Consider the following 21,406-nt stretch of genomic DNA (forward strand, 5'->3'; position numbering starts at 1 on the left):
TTTTTTAAAATGTTAAACTAAAACCTGTATTGATAATAGTCTGTTGTGGATAAAACTGACCATTATTACTAGTCGATTCAGGATCATATATATCTTGCGCTGCCCATGTAGCCAAGTTTAGACCGCTCATATATACTTTAAAATTAGATAAGCCAAATTGCTCAATCATTTCTGAAGGGAAGTTATATGCCAATTGAACATTTTTAAGCCTTAGGTAATCTTTACTAAAAAGATTATAGGTGTTGTTTCCATAATCACCGCCGGTATAATAGGTGTCTCCACGACTTGCAAGTCTTGGATGAACGCTACTGGGATTATCAGGACTCCATCTATTATCGAAGCTGTATTTTAAGAAGTTACCAATATCACCAGATTCTGTCTGGATGAATAATTTAGCACCTGTTGCTCCCTGCAGTAATACCGAAAGGTCAAAATTCTTATAAGAAGCATTGAAAGTAACACCAAAGTTGAAATTAGGATTAATACTGTTCTTTAACCTAACTTGATCTAAATCATTAATGGCACCATCACCATTAATATCTTTGAACTTCATGTCTCCTGGCTCTAATGTAGGCTTAACGGCACTGTAATCCAGTGGATTTGAGTCTATGGCAGCCTGGTCAATAAAGACACCGTCAGATTCATAAACTAAATAGGAACCAATAGGCTTTCCTTCTTGTAATTGGTAGCTTGGTGCACCAGGAATTTCGTCTAAGAACTCAACCGTGTTCTGTGCATAACCTCCATTAACACCAACATCCCATTTAAATCCGTCCACATTTCCGCCAAAATAGTTTAATGCAAATTCAAAACCTTCATTGTTTACTTTTCCTGCATTCACAGGTGGTAGTAGTGTAGAAATACCAGAAGATCCTGGTGTAGAACCAGTTTTCTGAATAAGTATCTGATCACGCTTGTTCAGGAAGTATTCTAAAGTGAAACTTAGTTTACCATCTAGTACAATACCATCTAAACCAATATTATAGTTTTTGGCACGCTCCCAGGTAAAACTTGGGTTGGCTAAAAGATTTTCGAACAATGTTGTCTGTACTTGTCCGTTAATTGGATATTGACCAAATTCATAAATAGATTGGTAAGCATATTCCTGTAATTCGTCATCAGTAATTTCGCCATCACCGTTTGTGTCAAAAGAAACTTGATCATTACCCATTTCTCCATAAGAACCTCTAAGCTTTAAATAGCTTATAGAATCTACATTGAACCAATCTTCGTTATTAATATTCCAACCAACCAATAAACCTGGGAAGAATCCAAAGCGATCGTTACCTGGGAATATATATGAACCATCATATCTCCAAATAAACTCAGCTAAATACTTTTCCTTAAAGTTGTATTGAGCACGGCCATAGTAACCCAAACGTGTTCTGTTATACCCAAAACCATCGGTTTCCTGTGCAATTTCGCCACCAACACCAAGCTGGTCAACTGCTGTAGAAAGATAATTTCTTCTAAAAGCCGAGAAAAATTCTCCTTGAAAATTTTCGCGGGTTACACCTGCCAATAAATTAATAGTGTGATCATCACCTATTGTTTTGTCATAACTTAATAAACCGGTAAGGTTGGTATTTAAAACGTTGTTAGATGATTGTAATAATCTTGCATCCGTAAAGTTGGAACGTATAGAACCGCTAAGTTCCGGTACCCCGGTAGCAATATAGTTTGCGCGGTCTAGAGAGTAAAGTGTCCAAGGCGTCTGCCATAATTTTCTACGTAATTGACTTTGATCTACACCAGCCAATAAAGTCATTTTCAAACCTTCTATCCACGGGTTTGTAATGTCTACTGAACCGGTAAATTGTAAATAATCGGTTGGTTGTTTGTCATAACCTGTAGCATTGGTAGTAACGACCACTGGCTGTTGCCCGTTTTCAATATCCGGTCCTGGTAAGCCATTTGGCCATATTGCAGGTTCGTTAGGTCTACCTCTCATTAACATTCTAAAAATAGCACCTGCACCTTCAGTAGGGAAGGTTCTATCTTCCTTTCTATATCCCATACTTAATTTAGTGGATAGATAGTCATTAATTCTAGCATCGGTATTGATTCTAAAATTATACTGTTGATATCTGTTCGCCGAATTTTTATAGATAGCACCTTGGTCTGCATAACCTATAGAGGCATAGTACTTTAAATCTTCATTACCTCCGCTTATGGATAAGTTGTGTCTCTGTTGTTCTGCCCAATCTTGAAAAGTAGCGCCAAACCAATCCGTATCTGGGTATAACCATGGATCGGCATTCGTTCTATGGTTATTAATCGTTTCTGGACTAAATGCCGCATTTACAGTTTCTGCCGGGTCGCTTCCTGGAATGGTATAACTTCCAGAGTTTTGAAAAGCCGTATTTGCCGCTCCCCATTGAGAAGATGGAATGTTACTATTAAAAATCGCCAATTCGTTCATAATTGTTTGGTACTCTACAGCACTAGCCATTTCTGGAGTTCTTGTTGGTCTGGTTATACCAAAATCTGCTTTGTAATTGATTTGCATTTTACCGGGCTTACCAGTTTTAGTGGTAACGATAATTGCACCATTTGCCGCTCTAGCCCCATAAATAGCTGCAGAGGCATCTTTTAGTACAGAGATATTTGCAATATCATCTGGGTTAATACGACCTATGCCACCATCTCTATCTGGTATACCGTCAATTACAATTAATGGCTGGTTGTTACCCAATGTGTTCGTTCCACGAATACTAATGTTAGATTCGTCATTACCAGGCTCTCCACTGGTCTGAACAATTACAACACCCGGTAGTCTACCTGCAAGGGAGTTAGATACGCTAATGGCCGGAGAACTTTCAAGTACAGGTCCTTGTACAGCTGTTACCGCACCTGTTACCGTTGCCTTTTTCTGGGTACCGTAACCAACGACTACAACTTCGTCTAGGTTGGCAACATCTTCTTCAAGTGATACGTTGATGGTACTTTGATTGTTTACCGGTACCACCACTGCCTTAAAACCAATGTAGCTAAATCGTAAACTGGTACTACCATCATCTACGGTAATGGTAAAGTTACCATCAAAATCTGCTTGTACCCCAGTCGTTGGGTTGTTTGCATCAATGACCGAAACACCTGGTAACGGCATGTTGTCCGATGCCGAAGTAACAGTTCCGGACACGGTCGTCTGTGCGTGGAGGTTCATAAAAAGAAATCCACTAAAAAATAAAATCATCGTTAAGCTCGCATGATTTCGAATCATGGAAAACTTAGGAAAGTTTTTTTGATAATTCATAAAGTTAGTTCTTACAGTTGTTAGTTATTAAGCTGGCACGGATATTATAATCTCTTCAGGAAGCTTTTGAGATAAAAAGACTATGATACACTATGCTACTGCAAACAAATATATAAATAAATGTTAATTTAATAAATTTTGATAGCTTATTTTTTCAAATTATGATTTAGATCATAAAATATTATTAAAATACAATCATTAGTTTATTTTGTTAATTATTCTTCAATACTCAAAAAAGCTTATTTTCCTTGCTTTATGGTAGAATTGCCATGTGCAATAGCACTATATATCCTTGACAAAATTTTGATGTCTTTTATTAAATTGTATATTGACGGCTGCAAATTTGACTAGAATTTATGGCGGTTATTAGTAAAATTTTAAACCTGACCCACAACAACAATCTTACAAAACACGAGCAATTGGTTCAAGGTGTCATTGAATCTATTGAAGATGGTGAATTATTGGTAGGTGATCAACTACCCTCTATAAACATTATGGTTGAGGAGATTGGATATGCTAGAAAAACAATCTTTAAGGCTTATGAAGAATTAAAGAACAGAGGCTTAATTGAGTCTAGACAATTAAAGGGATATTTTGTTATAAGTCAGGCTACCAATATCACCAAAAGAATGGCTTTGTTATTGTTCGCTTTTCAAAGTTACCAAGAGGAATTTTACAAAACATTTAGAAAAGAAATGGGTAAACGATTTCAAATCGATGTTTTTTTTCACCATAATAATCTTACCGTTTTTGAAACAATACTCACCAATATTAACGGTAAATATGGTATGTATGTAATTGCACCCATACAGCATGAAAAGGTGACCCAGTTATTGCAAAATATTGAAGCTAAAAAATTATTGGTAGTAGATCGTTATTTAAATCTAGGAAAGTCTTTTTCATACATTTCTCAAGAATTTGAAAATGTAATCTACTCTTCATTGGTACAGCTACTTCCGGAAATAAAAAAGTATTCTAAAATTATACTTTATTTTAATGAGGAAAGTGATTTTTCCCCTATAAGTATCAAAAATACCTTTGAAAGATTTTTAAAAGAACATTCCGTTAACGGAATGGTTAAGAACAATTATACCATAGGTTCTGCCGCTAAAGGCAATCTTTATTTTGCATTAGGCGATACTATTTTATGGCATATTTTACGTGATGCCGTGCGAAAAAAATTAAGTATTGGTGAAGATATTGGTATTCTTTCCCAAAACGATAATGTTTCTAAAGAGATTGTTTTTGGAGGTATTACTACTATTTCTACGGATTTTAATGAAATGGCAAAGCTGGCTGCAAAACATATTAAAAATGAGAGTACTACTCAGGTAATTATACCCTCTAGGTTAATTAAACGTGCTTCTTTATAATAAGATTTAAATTCCCTTTTCAAGCCACAAGTATCCATACTTTTTAAATGGAGTAAAATATAGGTGTTGACATTTAATTCTTATAGTGGTTAAATCACCTTATTTCAATCATATTTATTCTATTTTTGAAAAAAAATTGCTTGTAATGCACACTATTGAAGAATATAGAGATGAGTTTATTGCGTATTTGGACTCAAAAAAAATCACGAAGGAACCTAGAAACCTTTATGAGCCCATTACTTATATTCTCGGTTTAAGGGGGAAACGTCTTAGGCCGGTATTGGTTTTAATGACAGCTGAAATTTTTGATGCGGATTTTAAAGAAGCTTTGGATGCTGCTGTAGCTATTGAAGTATTTCATAATTTTTCTTTGGTGCACGATGATATTATGGATGATGCCCCTGTGCGTAGAGGGCAGACTACCGTTCATGAAAAATGGGATATTAACACGGGTATTCTTTCTGGTGATGCTATGTTGATTATGGCTTATCAGTTATTTGAAAATTACGAGCCAAATGTTTTTCGCGATTTGGCTAAACTTTTTAGTAAAACGGCCTTAGAGGTCTGCGAAGGTCAGCAGTATGATGTTGATTTTGAAACTAGAGATGATGTCATGTTGCCGGAATATCTGAAAATGATCGAATTTAAAACAGCGGTTCTTGTAGCTGCTGCTTTAAAAATGGGTGCCATTGTTGCAGGTGCCTCTGAAAAGGCACAAGAGCAAATGTATAATTTTGGGCTAAACCTGGGCATAGCTTTTCAATTACAAGATGATTATTTAGATGTATTTGGTGATCCAGAGACTTTTGGTAAGCAAGTGGGCGGTGATATTATAGAAAATAAGAAGACATATTTATATTTAAAAGCGCTTAACTCAGGTTCTGAAATGATGGTGAAAGAGTTAGAACATTTATACTCTATTCAACCAAAAGAAGCAGACGCTAAAATAAAGGCCGTACGTTCAATTTTTGAAAAAACAGAGGCTGATAATGCAACTAAAATGGCTATTTCAGATTATACGGCAAAGGCATTTGAGGTTCTTGAGGAGATGGATATTGTAGAAGAAAATAAAAACTTGTTAAGAGAATTTGGTAAAAATTTAATGAACAGAACTGTTTAAAAAATCCTTTTGAGCAGGGCTTTTATGAAGGGTGTTTTAGGACAGGAATTGATATAAACAATATCTTCTTTTAAACTTGTTTTTTCATCTAAGAATTTAAATACCATTTGTGGTTTTAAAGTTTTAAAAATAGACTCGAATATGGTATGCCCTTTTGCATTATTATTATGCAAAACATCTAAAAATAGCATATCATAAAACCAAAATTTACCTTTTAATTTCAACTTTTTGAGTGGTTTTTCTTGTTTTAAGAAATCTATAAGTTTAGGAATTTTAGTTGCGGTGCTCATTAAAGTATATCCAGTACTAGGTTTGGCCCAACCGCCTGCCGTACCAATATATCTGACCCTATTTGTGTGGTGCTCCCTAAAATCATAGGCTGTCATTGGTATGCTACCAGCTTCTTTTTCAATTATTTCATAGGTTTCACATGCAAATCGCTCTTGTATGTAGTGCTTGATCGCTTCATTATATTCCGCTTTATCCAGCAACTCTTCAGAAAATAAAGTATATTCAATTAACGCCGTGTTATTGGCATAAGGTAGTACATACATAAAGCGTGTATTTCCTTTTTGTGGAATAGAAAAGTCCATATATGTAACTTCCTTACTATCAAAGATAGGCTTGTCGGTCTTTATTACCCAACCTACAAAATGCTGTTGCAATACAGGATATTTCTTCTGACCGGTTGCCATTCTATAGTCGAAAAGACTATTGAATATGTACTTTCCAGAATAGGTTTTTTTAGCAGTATGTACAGTTACTTTGCTTTCAGATTCTTCAAAGTTGATTAAAGCTTCTTGAGCAAAGGTAATGTTAACCGATTCTTTAACGCGACCTAGATAATGATTATAGAAATCAATGCCTCTTATCATTTTATAGGTATACGGACTTATATCTGTTCGCTTTAAAACATCTTTTCCTTGAAAGTGGATAGAATTCCATTTTTTATGTACAATATCTTCAAACTTACCATTGCCCTTTTCCCAAAAACACCATGTTCTATCATTGGTGTCTTTTGCATTTTTGTCAAGTAACAGAATTTTTTTTTGATCAAAAAACGAATCGTTCAACATGGCATCAGCAAGTAATAAACCAGATGCACCTGCGCCAATAATAATATAATCGTATTCGTTCATAGTATGTAAGCATCAATCAGAATCTTGTTCTGCTGAGCTGTTCAAAAATACAAAATAGCAATTGTCTTTTGTGCTTAATTCAACGTGTAACGTACTCCAAAAAATGATCGTATACCTTGATTAGGACCATAAACGTAAGATGGATCAAACGTCAAGGCATTTGGGTTGTTTGGTGTGGCAACGGCATTGCCATTGGCATCAAAGGTAACTTCTTTATCAAATGGATCGTTTGCGCGGGCAATAATGAACGGATTTCCTCTATTAGGTGTCCAATCTAACAGATTTTTTACGCCTCCGTAGAATTCAAGATTTTCTATTCCATCATAAGATAATTGTATATTTTGAATACTCCATGCAGGCGAAAAATCGCTTCTTGGGTCGTTGTCGCCTAAGGTAGGTAGTCGCATAGGTCCATATAAATTTCCGGTATAATCAATAGTTAGGTCCCAGGTACGGATATCATAGCTAACACTCCAGTTTGCTGAATAACTTTCTGTAAGAATCTGTCTTTCCTTTACGCCATCTTCCGTATTACTGACATCTTGTATGGTACCGCCTATCATCAGTTTTAAACCGTTGTAGAAAGCTACGTCTACGTTGGCACTTATCCCTTTTGAAATTGAGGTGCCGTTTAGATTATCATATATAATCTGATTAGGATTGGTGTCATAATCAGGAATAATTACATTTTGGAAATTGGTGTAAAATAAAGAGGCATCCAAACCAACGAAAGTACCGTTATCACCATAAATTTTCTTTAAATAATTTAGGTTGACATTAAATGAACGTTCGGGTTTTAGTTCTTCTGCAATAATAACATCTCTTGATCCCGTTAACGCTGCGTGATCTTCTGTAAATAGATTCACTACCCTAAAACCGGTACCGGCATTTAAGCGAATGATATCATTATCGGTAAACTTGAATTTGTACGCGGCTCTGGGTGTAAATATGTTTCCATGGCGGCTGTCATAATCATATCTTCCTCCAAGAAGTAAGGAATGTTTTTTATTGAACGCTACTTCATCTTGAACAAATAAACTGGGTATTAAAACTTCATCTGGCTCATTCCCCTCTGTACTAAATGTAGCGGGAGTACTGTCGTCATAGTAATTATAGCGTAAGGCAGAGCCTACTAATAAGCTGTGTTTTCCTATAGTTTTATCCCATGTTAATTGGGTAAACCCAATTCGTTGATCTGCCAAGTAAGGAACATCACCATAGACAGAATTTTGCTTGTGGTCATTATAGGAGAAAGACAGCATCATCTGTTCTTCAATCGGCAGTTCATATTTTCCTAATATTTCCCATCTTCGGGTGTATATACTTTCGCCATATACTTCGTCTCCGCCTCTAAATTCCGGTGTCCATTGCATTTCTCCGCCCCACCGATCTTCGTAAAAAAAACGACCTGCCAAAGAAAAGATGCGTGGGTTTTTTCTTGTGAAGTTCCATTTCTGAAAAACTGAAATTCTATCTTGTAAGGTTAGGTCTGTAAAATTATCTCCATTATTATCAATAGGGTTGTGGTACTTGAAGTAATTGGCGCCTAAAAGCACATTTGCTTTTTTACCTACATTGAATTTTGCCCCTACATTTAGATTAAATTCACCCCAATCGGTCACAAAACTATCGGCAAAAAATTTAGGAGCCGTTAAATTGTTTTTGGTGATGATGTTAATGAGTCCGCCAACGGCTTCACTACCATATAGTGTAGAAGCAGGACCTTTGACTACTTCAATTTGTTCAATAAGAGAGTTGGGTATTCCAGATAAGCCGTACACGGTTCCCAAACCACTTACAATGGGCATACCATCTATCAATACCAATGTATACGGACCTTCCAGTCCATTGATATGAATATCGCCCGTATTACAAACGTTACAATTAATTTGTGGTCTAACTCCGTTAACGTTTTGCAGGGCTTCAAAAATACTTGCCGTTGGGTTTTTCTTGAAAAAAGTAGGTTTATAAACTTCTACTGGTACCGGGCTCTCTAATCTATTTACAGGTTTTAAAGTTCCGGTAACGACCATTTCGTCCAAAGATTCTATAGAGGGTTTTAAGTTAATATCAATTATTTTATCCTGGCCTTCCGTAATTGTAAGTGTTTGGTAAAATTTCTGAAAACCAATATTGGAGGCAATGAGGGTGTATTTGCCAGAGGGGACGTTTTTAAGTGAATACTTACCATTTTCATCTGAAGCGGTACCAATCTGTGTACCTTTTAAATAAATGTTCACATATGCTTCAGGCACACCGTTAGATGATATTGTGCCAGAGATCTCAGAATTTTGCGCATTTAGCATGCCGAAACAAAGAATAGTGTAGGCAAAAAATAAAATTTTAATCATCTAAAATAAATTTTAGACAAAACTAAAAAATTGTTTTTACGTATAAAAATGTATTTTTGTGTTATTATTGTTTGCAAATGACGTTATCAGAAGAAGATTACATAAAAACAATCTATCACTTAAGCGATTTTAATAGTAAATCTGTGGCTACCAATGCTATTGCAGAGCAGATGAAAACGAAGCCATCGTCTGTTACGGATATGGTGAAGAAGCTTTCTGAAAAGTCTCTTGTCAACTATAAAAAGTACCAGGGTGTCTCACTTTCGGAGAAAGGCAGGTTGGTTGCACTTTCTATAATCAGAAAACATCGCCTATGGGAAGTGTTTTTGGTAGATAAGTTGAATTTTTCTTGGGACGAGGTCCATGTTGTGGCAGAGCAACTGGAACATATTAAAAGTGATACTTTAATAGATAAATTAGATGCGCATTTGGGATATCCTAAGGTTGATCCTCACGGTGATCCAATACCTAACAAGGACGGTGTGTTTACCAAATCCGTTAAAAAATTGATCAGTGAATTGCCGGTTGGTAGTCAGGGAGTTTGTGTTGGGGTCAATGATTCTTCGGCGGCATTTTTAAAATTTTTGGACAAGAATAAAATCGCTTTGGGCGATACTTTTAAAATATTGGAAATTGAGGAGTTTGATGGTTCCGTAACTATTTCAACAAGATCGGGGTCCATAAGTATTTCTAAGCAAATAGCAACAAATTTATTCTTGGAAATTGTAGATGAAGAATAGGTTTTTAACCGTTGAATTATCAAGATTATGAATGAAATTATAGCATATTTTGAATCTATAGACCCAGTGTTGGCTGCGTTTTATGCAACATTGTTTACCTGGGGGCTAACAGCTGCCGGCGCTGCTTTGGTATTTCTGTTTAAAACAATGAACCGTGCCGTTTTAGATGGTATGCTGGGTTTTACTGGCGGAGTAATGGTAGCGGCAAGTTTTTGGAGTTTACTGGCGCCAGGTATTGAAATGAGTCCTGGAGAAGGTTTTGTGAAGGTCATACCTGCGGCAATTGGTTTTTTTCTAGGCGCTATGTTTATTTTTGGGTTGGATAAAGTTCTGCCACATTTACATATAAACTTTAAGGAAAGCGAAGCGGAAGGGGTAAAAACTCCTTGGCGTAGAACAACACTTTTAACCTTGGCAATTACTCTGCACAATATACCTGAGGGTTTAGCGGTGGGTGTTTTATTTGGTGGTGTTGCGGCTGGTTTTGACGGAGCTTCTATTGGCGGTGCCGTAGCATTGGCATTGGGTATAGGTTTACAGAATTTTCCGGAAGGTTTTGCCGTTGCCATGCCATTACGTAGACATGGTTTAAGTAGAACAAAGAGTTTTATGTTTGGGCAGGCATCTGCTATCGTGGAGCCAATAGCTGCAGTATTAGGTGCTTGGGCGGTAATGACTTTTCAGCCTATTTTACCTTATGCACTCTCATTTGCAGCAGGGGCAATGATCTTTGTCGTTGTTGAAGAAGTAATACCTGAAACCCAGCAAGACAAATACACTGATATTGCTACTATGGGCTTTATTGGGGGCTTTATAATAATGATGACTTTAGATGTTGGTCTTGGTTAAGATCAAGGTGTTTTAATACCACAATAATTTAATGTCAATTTTAGCGTTTAAGGCAATAGTATTATTAACTTGATACTTTAATTTTTATGCATTCTTCTAAGAAAAATTGGATTTGGACCGTAACGTTGATCGTAACGGTTATTTGTTGTGTGTCCGTTTTAATACTTCATGTTAAAAATTGGGTAACTGATGATGCTACTAGTTTAGGTCTACGTTCAGGATTTTATAACGTTGAAGTTCCTTTAAGTGAATTGGATAGCGTAGTGTTCGTTAACAGAATTCCGCCAATGCAGCGTTTGCATGGGTTTTCTGCCTTGGAAAAGGAAAAAGGCGTATTTAGGGAGTTTAAAGATTCTTTGACCAATAAGAAGGTGCACGTATTTGTAGATAATATCAATAACAATAAAATTAAGTTGGTCTATAAAGATTCTGCTTATGTATACTTTAACCTAAAAGATTCCGTTGAAACCGTTCAATTATTTCAGAAACTTAGCTCCTATACGGGTACTTTAAGTGAGCCTAATTAAGGTTGGTAATTGTAAGGTTGGGTAAAGGATAAAATATAATTTAGCTTTGGCATAACTATTGAAACTAATTTTGAATCGATATTAGAGATTTAAATAAAATTTAATTTATTGCCTCTTAGGCTTGTCCTAAGATGGTTTAATTTTAGTGAGCGCCCATGATCAAAAAAACTCTTTTAACATTGTGTGTATTAGGTTTTCTGTCTACAGGTCTGTTTGCACAACATAATGTAAGTGTAAATATTGACGGAGTTACTTCTGAAAAAGGCAATATCTGTTTTGCCGTCTACAATAATGAAAGGTCTTTTTTAAAGTTCGATGAAGTTTATAAGTCAGGTTCGGAAAAGGCCGTGAAAGGTAAAACGGCTTTTGATATCAAAAATCTACCGGAAGGGGAGTATGCTATTGCTATTTTTCATGATGCCAATGGTAATAAAAACTTAGACACCAATATGCTGGGCATCCCTAAAGAGCAAATAGCTTTCTCCAAAGGAAAAATGAAAATGTTCGGACCGCCAAAATATAAGGAATGTGTATTTACCGTAAATTCTCATATGGAAATGAACATTAGGTTAAATTAGCAATTAGTAACTTGTTATCTTGATTACACCATTAGAACCTTGGGTGCCATAACCTGCAGCATCTGCACCAGATAGAATTACAATTTTCTTTACGTTATAACTGTCTATAAGCTCATTGACTGAAAGAAAGGAGTTTCCTATAACCTGATTGTTTAAAACGTATAAAGGCTCCTGATTTCCGCCTGAATCAAACGAATTTGTGGTCTTGTTTAAAATAGGAACGTTGTTTTGAAGCACTACGCCAGGCTTTTGTCGAATACGTTGTAATAGAGAAACATTCGCTCTATTCTTTTCCCTTAACTCGGTATCTAAAGAAGATGTGTTACCGCTCGTATGTTTTACAGGTCCACAACTGCAGATCAAAACGAATGTTATACTATAGATTAAGAGATATGATTTCATAGTTTATAAGATTATGGTTTCTGTAATTTATGAATTAAAAGGAGATGACAGTATCTTTGAAATAAAAAGATATGGTTTTAGTTGCGCAATTGGTAGGAGCCTTGTTGGGTTTATTAGCTGTGGTATTTGGTGCCTTTGGTGCACATTTACTTAAAAAAACGTTTACAGCTGATCAATTAAATAGTTTTGAAACGGGAGTAAAATACCAAATGTATCATGCGCTATTGATACTGATGTTAAGCTTTAATTTAAACTTAGAAACGGGACTGGAAAAAGCAATTATCTATTGCTTAATTATAGGGACAATTCTTTTTTCTTTCAGTATTTACGGTTTGTGTATTTCTGCATCTAAAGGAAACAAAATAAAATTATTAGGTCCAATAACCCCACTTGGCGGACTATTTTTAGTATTAGGTTGGGGGCTTTTATTTTATAATTTTATTAAGAATCTTGTTTAATCTTAATTTTCTGAAGTTGCGGTAAACTCTTTAATGGCCGTATTGGGTTCCATAATGGCATAACCCTCCCAAAAAGTAGGGTCATATTTAGGCATATAAGTGGGCAATACGGTATTGTTTTCTTTAAAAGCATCAAAGGTTTTTTGATTTATATTTTCTGTATCAAAAACGATCATTTCGTTCTTTTCGGTACCTATAACTACAAAATCCATATCTCCCGCTAATTCATTTTGCTTATTTCTACCTTTAACAATTTTATTTTTTTCAATAATTTTTAGTGGTCTTTTAACACCATAGCGCATACCGTTTTCAGATTCGTAATAGCGTATTCCGTACAAGCCATCATTACCCTGGTTGTAAATTATTTTGCCCTTAGATAGGTAATTGTTGCTTGATATACCTAAAAGGTTAAAGTTGCTAATAGGCTTTACATTGCTATAGTCTACTTGCAATACGGCAAAATCATCTGCATTTACATATAATGTACCTTCATAATCTGCGGACCCACTTGGAACAAATGAGATTACATAAACGGCGTCATTGCCTAGATAAGTGAATTCTTCTAAAGTGTACTCATACTTTCTTTTCTTGTTTATGAAGTTGAGTTTACTTTTTTCTTGAGTAGGTAATCCACTAAAAATATTGGCTAATTGTCTTCTTTTCCAATTGCCATAATTCTTTTGTCTTTCTTCTTTATTTTTCTTTTTCTCTTCCAATTCCTTATTAAGTGCCGCAACATCGGTAGAATCTACTTCTTCTTCAAAAAGAGAGCTTACTTCTTCAGAATCTACCTTGAACGATAACAAACCTGATTTAATTTTAAAATATGATCCGGGCTTTACATTTTCCTTCAGAATAGTATTTAGTTTTTCTTCCATTCTTTCAAAATCAAACTCCGTGTTTTTGTCGTATAATTTTGATGCTTTCAGCAAATTAAATTTTTGAACTTCTTCATCATAATTACCATATAAATCACCGACTACCTCAGAATAATAAGTGTCGTTCTTAGGTACTGTATTAATGACGCTATCAATAAATTGTTGATTTAATACGGCTATAGAAGATTTTTTGACCTTAAAACCGCTTTTAGTCCATCTGTCAGTGTTGGTTGTTCTATGGAATAGTCTTTTCTTGGATAGATCATTGGTATAATTTTTTTCCAGATTGTCTTCCACAAAATCCATAATTTCGTCAGCTGTGTAATTCTTGTTTGAGACGATGACCTCTTTCAGCTCTATAGCTTTTGGAACAAGTAAAATTTTGGTTGAGGTAAATTCTGCTATAGGTCTTGTTAATGTTTCATACCCCATTGATGATATCATAAGGGAATCGTTTTCTGTGATAACCTCATCAAATATTAAATTGAAGCTACCTTCTTCATTGGTGATTGCCCATTTCTCCTTTAATTGAACCGAGGCGAATGGTATAGGCTGTTGACTTACACTGTCTATTACCGTAGCACTTAAGCTTTGGGCATTAATGTTAACTACATTTAAAAATAGAAAAGTTAAAAAGGGTAACAAAAACGGTCTTGAGTTCATAGTATAGATTATTCCTACGCAATCTAGACGAACAAATGTAAGTAGCGTTACAATTTTAGAAATTGTTATGAACGTTTTAAAAAAGGTTTAACAGAAATATAAAATTTAATGACAGCCACAATCATCTTGACCACAAGCTTTGGAATTATTTTTTTTACCCGCCCAAACAGATTTTGGGAGTAAAAATTTATTGATCAAATAAAAAGCGGAAATAGCTACTGTAATGTAAACCAATATGTGTTGTATGATATCCATATTTATTTTAATATTTGATAGGCTATTAAAGCTACAATATAAGCAAAAAGACTCATAAATACCAGTTGGCCTGCCGGCCATTTCCATGAGTTGGTCTCTCTTTTTACAACTGCCAAAGTACTCATACATTGCATGGCAAATGCATAGAATAGCAATAAAGAAATGCCTGAAGCTAAATTGAACAATGGTCTTTTGGTTCTGGGGTTTATTTCTGCCGCCATTCTATTTTTAATGGTTTCCTCTTCATCGTTTCCTACGCTGTAAATAGTGGCAAGTGTACCAACAAAAACTTCTCGTGCAGCAAATGATGTAAGTACGGCTATACCAATTTTCCAATCATAACCCAATGGCCTAACTATAGGTTCTATTGCCTTGCCCATGTAGCCCATGTAAGAATGTTCAAGCTTGTAACTCGCAATCTCTTGGCTAAGCGCTCGTTCTTCTAAATCTTTTAACTGCGTTACGGCAGCTTCTTTGTTCAAGTTATTTCCAAGTGTTTCTTGTTGATTTTCAAAGTAAACCTCGCTATTGGCGCTAAAACCCTTTTCTTTAATTCTTTGTGCTACTATGGTTTCTGCATTTTTAAATTCATCAGAAAATCCGTTAGAGCCCAAAAACCATAGCACAATAGATATGGCCAATATTATTTTACCGGCACCAAAAACAAAACTTTTTGTTTTTTCAAGAACGGTGTAGGCAACGTTTTTTATCAACGGTAGTTTATAGTTGGGCATTTCTACTACAAAGAAAGACCTACTTTTAATTTTTAAGATCTTGTTCAGAATTACCGCCGACAGAATAGCAGCTCCAAAGCCCATTAAATATAACGACATTAAGGTCAGGGCTTTATAACTTAATCCAAGAAAACTGCCTTCGGGTATGACCAAGGCAATGATAATGAGGTAGACCGGTAACCTTGCCGAACAAGTAGTGAACGGGGTTACTAGAATAGTAATTAACCTTTCTTTCCAGTTTTCAATAGTTCTAGTGGCCATTACCGCTGGAATAGCACATGCGGTACCTGAAATTAATGGAACCACACTTTTACCACTCAATCCAAAGGGTCTCATTATTCTGTCCATCAAGAAGACTACCCTGCTCATATAACCTGTTTCTTCCAATAGGGCTATAAATAAAAATAAGAAAGCTATCTGTGGTATGAATATAACAATACCACCAATACCGGCTAAAATACCCTCTGCAATAAGATTTGTAAACACACCGGGCGGCAATGTGTCTTTTACCCATTCTGTGGCAGAAGCAAAAAAACCGTCAATTAAATCCATTGGGTATTCACTCCATCCATAAATTGCCTGAAAAATGGTAAGCAGAATTAAAAAGAAGATGAGGTAGCCAAATACTTTATGTGTCAATACCTTGTCTAAAGTAGCTCTAAATCCTTTGGCGGCATTGGCATCTATTTTATAGGTTTCCTTTAAAATGCCGTTAATGAATTGATAACGTAATATGGTCTCTTTTTGCTGAAGACGTTTAAGCTCTGATTTTGATTTTGTGGTAAAAGAGGAAGTATCTTTGATAAGGGTTTTTTCCAATGGCATAAAATTCACATCTTGTGTGATCACCAACCAAAGTTTATAGACATCTTCTTTGGGGAAAGCTTCTTTTAATCGCTCAAAATAATCAGGTGCAATAACCGATATATCTACATTTTGGCTTTTTGGTAGATTTTTATAATCTGCAATAAGATTTCTTAATCTATCTATACCGGTTTCTTTTCTAGTACTTACCAGAGCAATTTTAGAGTTTAATTTTTGCTCCAATAACTCAATATTTATGGTAATCCCTTTACGAACCATACGATCGGCCATATTAATGACCAAAATGGTAGGTATCTTTAAATCTTTTATCTGTGTAAAAAGAAGAAGGTTTCTTTTGAGGTTTTCAACGTCAGATACAACAATGGCAACATCTGGGTGATCTTTGTCATTCTTGTTTAAAAGAAGTTCAACGGCAACACTTTCATCTAATGATGTAGTGTTTAAACTATAGGTACCTGGTAAATCTAAAATATGGGCTTTGACACCTCTGGGCAGTTTACAGATTCCTTCTTTTTTCTCAACGGTAATTCCTGGATAGTTACCAACTTTTTGGTTTAATCCTGTAAGCTGATTAAAAACAGATGTTTTCCCGGTATTTGGGTTTCCTATAAGGGCTACATTAATTTGTTTACTCATACTACAGCATTGTCTTCTATAATATCAAGTGCTATATGTAAGGCCATTTCTCTTCTAATGGCAATATGTGATCCGTTGACATTAATATAAATTGGATCTTTTAACGGTGCTACTTGTACCAATTCTACTTTGTTACCAGGCAGACAGCCCATTTCAAGTAGCTTGATCGGCAATAAGTCTTGAGTGAATTCTTTTATAATTCCCTTCTGGCCTCGCTTTAAATCTGCAACAGTAGTTTCCAATTTTATTTAGATTCATTATAAGTAAGGCAAAAGTAGTGGAAATATAGTTATTCCCTATACTTTTTAGAATAAATAACTACTAGTTCTAACGTAGATCGGTTAATGCGGTTGCCAATATTTTAACAGATGGGAATTTGTGAAATATTATTTTAACATATGCGTTGAATATTAGTCTTTTCTAGATTAGTAAGATTTATACCGCTGAATAAAAATACTTTTAAAATTGCTTTTAGCTGTTTTGTATTGTTGCGCATCTACAACAATTCTAACATAGAATACAGCAATACAAGTAATCTAAAAGACAGGAGAAGAGTAATCAACTTAATTAAATAGATAAACAACCAATCATGAAAAAACCATTACTAGTATTATTCCTTTTTGGAGCAGTATCCATTTTTGGACAGTCTACCAAAGGAAAGAACATTACGGTCGCAATTCCTAGTTATGCAAAAAAACCTGTTCCCAAAAACGTAAAAACATATATGGGTGGCTTTGCAAACTCCAACGACGCTGCTTTGCCATTTACTGAAGAAGCATTTAATAATGCTTTAAAATTTCAAGATTTTACGAAATTAACAGATGAAAACGGAACGCCGGATTTTCTTTTTGCTTTAAAGGGATTGACTATAAAAGACCTTGATATGAAATTTACTCGAAATAAGGGTGAAGAAAAATACAGCGTATCAATTGTACCTAATTCAGATGCAGCCATATCTGTTTTGACCATGTTGAATGGAGAAAGTGTGCACTATAATCGTATTCCCGTGCTTGCAAAGGCAGACTCACAGGGTAAAATTATTCCTGAGGTTATTACATTTGATTTTGAAGAAGAAGAAAAGTTCTTGATTATTTTTGGCGAAGATAAGGTTAAGGGAACCCCTTATTTAGTTGAAGAATATTTAAGAAGAAGTCTTGGCAAAAACTTTTTAGCCAAGGAATTGACTCCATTACTTTATGCAGATTATGATAATAGATCTAATAGCGAAGCAGAAAAGTTTTATTTTATAAAAGATAAGAAAACAGAAGGTCTAGAAGATGAAACAAAAGCTAAGGTTATAGCTTTTGAGGAAATGTCTGCTGCTTTTACCAATCTAGAAGAATTAAGGTCAGGTAAAGAACAATTACAGTCTTTTAGAACGTATTGGGAAGAAAAATTAGCTACTTATGACCTATCAAGTAAAGTTGGTAAAAAAGCGGGATGGGGACTAATTATGAACCTATATAATGTTGCGTTGATGCAAGAAGATTTTGACGCTGCATCTAAGTATATGGATATGGCTTTAGAGACAGAAGAAAAGAAATGGATAACAAAAGCCAAAAGAAACGATTTCAATAAACATTATGAAAGGTATACTTTCAATTATGATACGGCTACAGGTGAGCGTATCTATTCTGAAGGGTATACTGTTGATCCGGTTTTAGCTGAAATTGCAAGAAAAGAAGCTATTGAGGGTAATAATATAGATAATGAGGTAGGTTATGTAATTAAAGGTGATGGAGAAAAGATGGAAGGTAAAATTTCTATGCGTTTTTCTCCTCAAGAAAAAGAAGCTGAGGGTGGTAATATAATGGATGTTAGTGGCGATACTACTGCAAAAAGAGTTACCGTAACTTACGTTAATGCAAAAGGTAAAACCAAAAACTCGTCTTTAAAATGTAAAGAGGTCTCTGAAATAGTTATTGAAGACCGAGTATTTGAACCGGTTAATCCTAAAAAAGGTTTTATCAAATCTACAGAAGCCGGTTTGTCCGGTTTTAACTTAAATAGTACAATTTTTATGGAACGCGTTTACGTTGGTACAGGTATAAAGCTATTTAAAGACTTAACCGATACCGATACGTACTATTTTAGTATAGAAGGCGTTAAAAAGGCTGAAACAGCTAGTGCAGAATTTTTTGCTAGTTGCCCAGTACTAGCAGAGCGTATTGATAGTGGCGAGTTTTCAAAATCTGAAGAAGATCAGATAAAGATTGCAAAAGCATTCTCAGAAGCCTGTAAATAAAATTCTAAATAGATTAGATTATGTAAAGTCCCCATACGATCTGTACTGGGGGCTTTTATTATTTATCAGATTCTTTTAGTAGTTCAACATCTTTCAATAGTTTCTCAATATCCTCTTTTTTAGTGCCATCATAAAAGCCCCTTATGCGTTTATCCTTATCCACTAAAATAAAATTTTCGGTATGTATCATATCAAATGGTCCGCCATCGCCATCGGTTTTAACAGCTAAATAAGATTTTCGTGCCAATTCATAGATCTGTTTTTTATCACCGGTAACCAAGTTCCAATTCCTGTCATCTATCCCTTTTTCAACAGCATATTTTTTAAGCTGTGCTACCGAGTCGATCTCTGGCGTAACGGAATGTGATAGCAACATAACATCAGAATCTTTGCCCAGTGCCTTTTGTAGGTCTACCATGTTTTTGGTCATGATAGGGCAAATAGTAGGGCAGGTGGTGAAAAAGAAATCGGCTATATAGATTTTACCTTTGTAATCTTCTTGGGTAATGGTCTCGCCATTTTGGTTGGTCAATGAAAAATCTGCAATGGTATGGTACTTTCTAACATGTTGAATTTCTTCTGCCACTAATTCTGCATTTACCATGGCAGGAGAATACACGGGCAACAGTTTTACAGGCTGTAGGGCATTATAAAATAAATATATGATTATGACGGAAAGTATTAAAAGTACTATTCCAAAAATCTTGAATTTTGCGAAGAAAGACCGCATACTATTTTTTTACAAAGGTACGCTAGGGGTGTCAAGATTTCAAGTAAATATAGATGTCTTGCTTATAAATTATTCATAAAATACCATAAGGTCAGTGGGTTTCTTTTTTTTAGCGGTTGTAAAAATGTACTTTTGTGCGATTTTAATTTTCACGAAATAAGGATGAGCCCCATTGTAATAAAGACAATTCAATTTTTTTTAAGCCTTTCAATATTAATAGTACTACACGAGTTAGGGCATTTTATACCGGCAAAATATTTTAAGACCAGAGTTGAGAAATTCTACTTGTTCTTTGATGTAAAGTTTTCACTTTTTAAAAAGAAGATAGGTGAGACCGAATACGGTATTGGTTGGTTGCCCCTTGGCGGATATGTAAAAATATCTGGTATGATAGATGAGAGCATGGACAAAGAAGCCATGGCAGAAGAACCTAAGGAGTGGGAATTTAGAAGCAAACCGGCTTGGCAACGTTTAATTATAATGTTAGGCGGCGTAACGGTAAATTTCATTTTGGCCGTTGTTATATTCATTGGTCTGGCATATGCCTATGGTGAAACATACATTGCAAATGACAGTCTAAAAGACGGAGTATGGGTTACCGATACTACCTTGGGTAATGCCCTTGGAATAGAAACGGGAGATAAGGTAATTGCTGTTGATGGTAAAAAGATTAAAGCTTTAAATGGTATTATGCCTGAAGTAGTTTATGGTGAAAAAATAACTTTAGAACGTGACGGTAATATAATTGAAAAGGATATACCTGTAAATTTTATTGAAACAATTTCTGATAATAGGGAAAATGCTAGGTTTATAAATTATAGGAATCCGTTTGTAATTAGAGAAATCCCTGAAGATTCTCAAAATAAGGATAGTGGATTTAAAGCTGGTGATGCTGTTGTTGAAATTGCCGGTACGCCCGTAGAGTATCAAGATCAAGTAATACCGGTTTTGGAAGCCAATAAAGGAAAAAGTGTTCCCGTATTAGTAATTCGAGATGGGAAGAAGGTTAACTTGAATGCAAATGTTTCTGATGAAGGAAAGTTTGGAGTGTATGCTGGGTTAAATTCATTAGAGGAATTTGAGGAAAAGGGGTATTTTAAATTTGAAACATTAAACTATACTTTTTTAGAATCTATCCCGGCAGGATGGAACAAAGGTGTTAAGACACTTACAGATTACATTAAGGGAATGAAGAAAATCTTTAACCCAGATACCGGTGCTTATAAAGAGGTTGGTGGTTTTGCTGCCATTGGTGGTATGTTCCCAGATACTTGGAACTGGCCAGCATTTTGGGGTACCACTGCGTTTATATCCATTATTCTAGCATTTATGAATATTCTGCCGATACCTGCTTTAGACGGCGGTCACGTAATGTTTTTGCTTTACGAAATGATTACAGGTAGAAAGCCGAGCGATAAATTTTTAGAGTACGCACAGATTACCGGATTCTTTATTTTAATAGCACTTTTACTGTTCGCAAACGGTAATGATGTTTATAAAGCGATATTTAAATAAAAAAATAATTTATTTGTTTGGAGACTTTCAAAAAACTACTATATTTGCACCCGCTTTAGGAAACTAAAACGGGTTATTTTCCTCCTTAGCTCAGTTGGTTAGAGCATCTGACTGTTAATCAGAGGGTCCTTG

17 protein-coding genes are annotated in these 21,406 nt (G+C 35.2%); 9 read left to right on the top strand and 8 right to left on the bottom strand.

Annotation, left to right across the window (positions count from 1 at the left end):
- Positions 1-4: 4 nt before the first annotated feature.
- Entirely contained in the window at positions 5-3,196 is a 3,192-nt protein-coding gene (locus QZ657_RS05350) for a SusC/RagA family TonB-linked outer membrane protein (protein WP_291965448.1), read from the bottom strand.
- 416 nt (positions 3,197-3,612) lie between these two features.
- Between QZ657_RS05350 and QZ657_RS05355 the strand changes: the two genes are divergently transcribed.
- Positions 3,613-4,629 (top strand): GntR family transcriptional regulator, encoded by a 1,017-nt coding sequence (locus QZ657_RS05355; RefSeq protein ID WP_276470353.1) that lies wholly within the window; start codon positions 3,613-3,615, stop codon positions 4,627-4,629.
- 145 nt (positions 4,630-4,774) lie between these two features.
- Positions 4,775-5,749 (top strand): polyprenyl synthetase family protein, encoded by a 975-nt coding sequence (locus QZ657_RS05360; RefSeq protein ID WP_291965450.1) that lies wholly within the window; start codon positions 4,775-4,777, stop codon positions 5,747-5,749.
- Here QZ657_RS05360 and QZ657_RS05365 read toward each other — a convergent pair.
- Positions 5,746-6,888, bottom strand: a complete 1,143-nt coding sequence (locus QZ657_RS05365) for a lycopene cyclase family protein (protein WP_291965452.1) — start codon at positions 6,886-6,888, stop codon at positions 5,746-5,748. The genes QZ657_RS05360 and QZ657_RS05365 overlap by 4 nt on opposite strands.
- Positions 6,889-6,962: 74 nt before the next feature.
- Positions 6,963-9,239 carry a TonB-dependent receptor gene (locus tag QZ657_RS05370; RefSeq protein WP_291965454.1) on the bottom strand — a complete coding sequence of 759 codons (2,277 nt, stop codon included), beginning with the start codon at positions 9,237-9,239 and terminating at the stop codon, positions 6,963-6,965.
- A 77-nt stretch (positions 9,240-9,316) separates the two neighbouring features.
- On the opposite strand from QZ657_RS05370, the gene QZ657_RS05375 reads away from it, so the two are divergent.
- The 4 genes from QZ657_RS05375 to QZ657_RS05390 all read left to right on the top strand — a co-directional run bounded on the left by QZ657_RS05375 (position 9,317) and on the right by QZ657_RS05390 (position 11,933).
- Positions 9,317-9,979, top strand: a complete 663-nt coding sequence (locus tag QZ657_RS05375; protein WP_276470349.1) for a metal-dependent transcriptional regulator — start codon at positions 9,317-9,319, stop codon at positions 9,977-9,979.
- 27 nt (positions 9,980-10,006) lie between these two features.
- Positions 10,007-10,828, top strand: coding sequence for a ZIP family metal transporter (locus QZ657_RS05380; protein ID WP_276470348.1), 822 nt, complete (start codon positions 10,007-10,009; stop codon positions 10,826-10,828).
- Between the two features lie 86 nt (positions 10,829-10,914).
- The gene (locus QZ657_RS05385) at positions 10,915-11,355 is read left to right on the top strand and encodes a hypothetical protein (RefSeq protein WP_291961287.1); all 441 of its coding nucleotides are present in this window, start codon (positions 10,915-10,917) and stop codon (positions 11,353-11,355) included.
- Positions 11,356-11,510: 155 nt separating this feature from the next.
- Complete coding sequence (locus QZ657_RS05390) at positions 11,511-11,933, top strand: DUF2141 domain-containing protein (protein WP_276470346.1); 423 nt, start codon at positions 11,511-11,513, stop codon at positions 11,931-11,933.
- A 3-nt stretch (positions 11,934-11,936) separates the two neighbouring features.
- Here the strand turns inward: QZ657_RS05390 and QZ657_RS05395 are convergent, their stop codons facing one another.
- Entirely contained in the window at positions 11,937-12,335 is a 399-nt protein-coding gene (locus tag QZ657_RS05395) for a TonB-dependent receptor (protein WP_291961285.1), read from the bottom strand.
- Positions 12,336-12,406: 71 nt separating this feature from the next.
- Between QZ657_RS05395 and QZ657_RS05400 the strand changes: the two genes are divergently transcribed.
- Positions 12,407-12,793 (top strand): DUF423 domain-containing protein, encoded by a 387-nt coding sequence (locus tag QZ657_RS05400; protein WP_291965457.1) that lies wholly within the window; start codon positions 12,407-12,409, stop codon positions 12,791-12,793.
- 2 nt (positions 12,794-12,795) lie between these two features.
- Here the strand turns inward: QZ657_RS05400 and QZ657_RS05405 are convergent, their stop codons facing one another.
- The 3 genes from QZ657_RS05405 to QZ657_RS05415 form a co-directional block, all read right to left on the bottom strand.
- Positions 12,796-14,334: a carboxypeptidase-like regulatory domain-containing protein gene (locus QZ657_RS05405; protein ID WP_291965459.1), complete on the bottom strand. Its 1,539-nt coding sequence runs from the start codon at positions 14,332-14,334 to the stop codon at positions 12,796-12,798.
- Positions 14,335-14,591: 257 nt separating this feature from the next.
- Positions 14,592-16,784, bottom strand: a complete 2,193-nt coding sequence (feoB, locus tag QZ657_RS05410) for a ferrous iron transport protein B (protein WP_291965461.1) — start codon at positions 16,782-16,784, stop codon at positions 14,592-14,594.
- Positions 16,781-17,026, bottom strand: coding sequence for a FeoA family protein (locus QZ657_RS05415; RefSeq protein ID WP_291965464.1), 246 nt, complete (start codon positions 17,024-17,026; stop codon positions 16,781-16,783). The genes feoB and QZ657_RS05415 overlap by 4 nt, the downstream gene beginning before the upstream one ends.
- A gap of 347 nt (positions 17,027-17,373) precedes the next feature.
- Between QZ657_RS05415 and QZ657_RS05420 the strand changes: the two genes are divergently transcribed.
- Positions 17,374-19,029: a hypothetical protein gene (locus tag QZ657_RS05420; RefSeq protein ID WP_291965466.1), complete on the top strand. Its 1,656-nt coding sequence runs from the start codon at positions 17,374-17,376 to the stop codon at positions 19,027-19,029.
- 58 nt (positions 19,030-19,087) lie between these two features.
- Here the strand turns inward: QZ657_RS05420 and QZ657_RS05425 are convergent, their stop codons facing one another.
- A complete protein-coding gene (locus QZ657_RS05425; RefSeq protein WP_291965468.1) occupies positions 19,088-19,759 on the bottom strand; it encodes an SCO family protein in 672 nt (223 codons plus the stop codon).
- Positions 19,760-19,921: 162 nt separating this feature from the next.
- Between QZ657_RS05425 and rseP the strand changes: the two genes are divergently transcribed.
- Complete coding sequence (gene rseP / locus QZ657_RS05430; protein WP_291965470.1) at positions 19,922-21,274, top strand: RIP metalloprotease RseP; 1,353 nt, start codon at positions 19,922-19,924, stop codon at positions 21,272-21,274.
- Positions 21,275-21,406: the final 132 nt, after the last annotated feature.

It is taken from the genome of Maribacter sp., assembly GCA_020629415.1.
Lineage (GTDB): Bacteria > Bacteroidota > Bacteroidia > Flavobacteriales > Flavobacteriaceae > Maribacter > Maribacter huludaoensis.

What these genes read in the sequence shown, in the direction of transcription:
- QZ657_RS05350 (WP_291965448.1), bottom strand. Translation starts at nt 3,196, where the DNA reads ATGATTTTATTTTTTAGTGGATTTCTTTTTATGAACCTCCACGCACAG.
- QZ657_RS05355 (WP_276470353.1), top strand. Translation starts at nt 3,613, where the DNA reads ATGGCGGTTATTAGTAAAATTTTAAACCTGACCCACAACAACAATCTT.
- QZ657_RS05360 (WP_291965450.1), top strand. Translation starts at nt 4,775, where the DNA reads ATGCACACTATTGAAGAATATAGAGATGAGTTTATTGCGTATTTGGAC.
- QZ657_RS05365 (WP_291965452.1), bottom strand. Translation starts at nt 6,888, where the DNA reads ATGAACGAATACGATTATATTATTATTGGCGCAGGTGCATCTGGTTTA.
- QZ657_RS05370 (WP_291965454.1), bottom strand. Translation starts at nt 9,239, where the DNA reads ATGATTAAAATTTTATTTTTTGCCTACACTATTCTTTGTTTCGGCATG.
- QZ657_RS05375 (WP_276470349.1), top strand. Translation starts at nt 9,317, where the DNA reads ATGACGTTATCAGAAGAAGATTACATAAAAACAATCTATCACTTAAGC.
- QZ657_RS05380 (WP_276470348.1), top strand. Translation starts at nt 10,007, where the DNA reads ATGAATGAAATTATAGCATATTTTGAATCTATAGACCCAGTGTTGGCT.
- QZ657_RS05385 (WP_291961287.1), top strand. Translation starts at nt 10,915, where the DNA reads ATGCATTCTTCTAAGAAAAATTGGATTTGGACCGTAACGTTGATCGTA.
- QZ657_RS05390 (WP_276470346.1), top strand. Translation starts at nt 11,511, where the DNA reads ATGATCAAAAAAACTCTTTTAACATTGTGTGTATTAGGTTTTCTGTCT.
- QZ657_RS05395 (WP_291961285.1), bottom strand. Translation starts at nt 12,335, where the DNA reads ATGAAATCATATCTCTTAATCTATAGTATAACATTCGTTTTGATCTGC.
- QZ657_RS05400 (WP_291965457.1), top strand. Translation starts at nt 12,407, where the DNA reads ATGGTTTTAGTTGCGCAATTGGTAGGAGCCTTGTTGGGTTTATTAGCT.
- QZ657_RS05405 (WP_291965459.1), bottom strand. Translation starts at nt 14,334, where the DNA reads ATGAACTCAAGACCGTTTTTGTTACCCTTTTTAACTTTTCTATTTTTA.
- feoB (WP_291965461.1), bottom strand. Translation starts at nt 16,784, where the DNA reads ATGAGTAAACAAATTAATGTAGCCCTTATAGGAAACCCAAATACCGGG.
- QZ657_RS05420 (WP_291965466.1), top strand. Translation starts at nt 17,374, where the DNA reads ATGAAAAAACCATTACTAGTATTATTCCTTTTTGGAGCAGTATCCATT.
- QZ657_RS05425 (WP_291965468.1), bottom strand. Translation starts at nt 19,759, where the DNA reads ATGCGGTCTTTCTTCGCAAAATTCAAGATTTTTGGAATAGTACTTTTA.
- rseP (WP_291965470.1), top strand. Translation starts at nt 19,922, where the DNA reads ATGAGCCCCATTGTAATAAAGACAATTCAATTTTTTTTAAGCCTTTCA.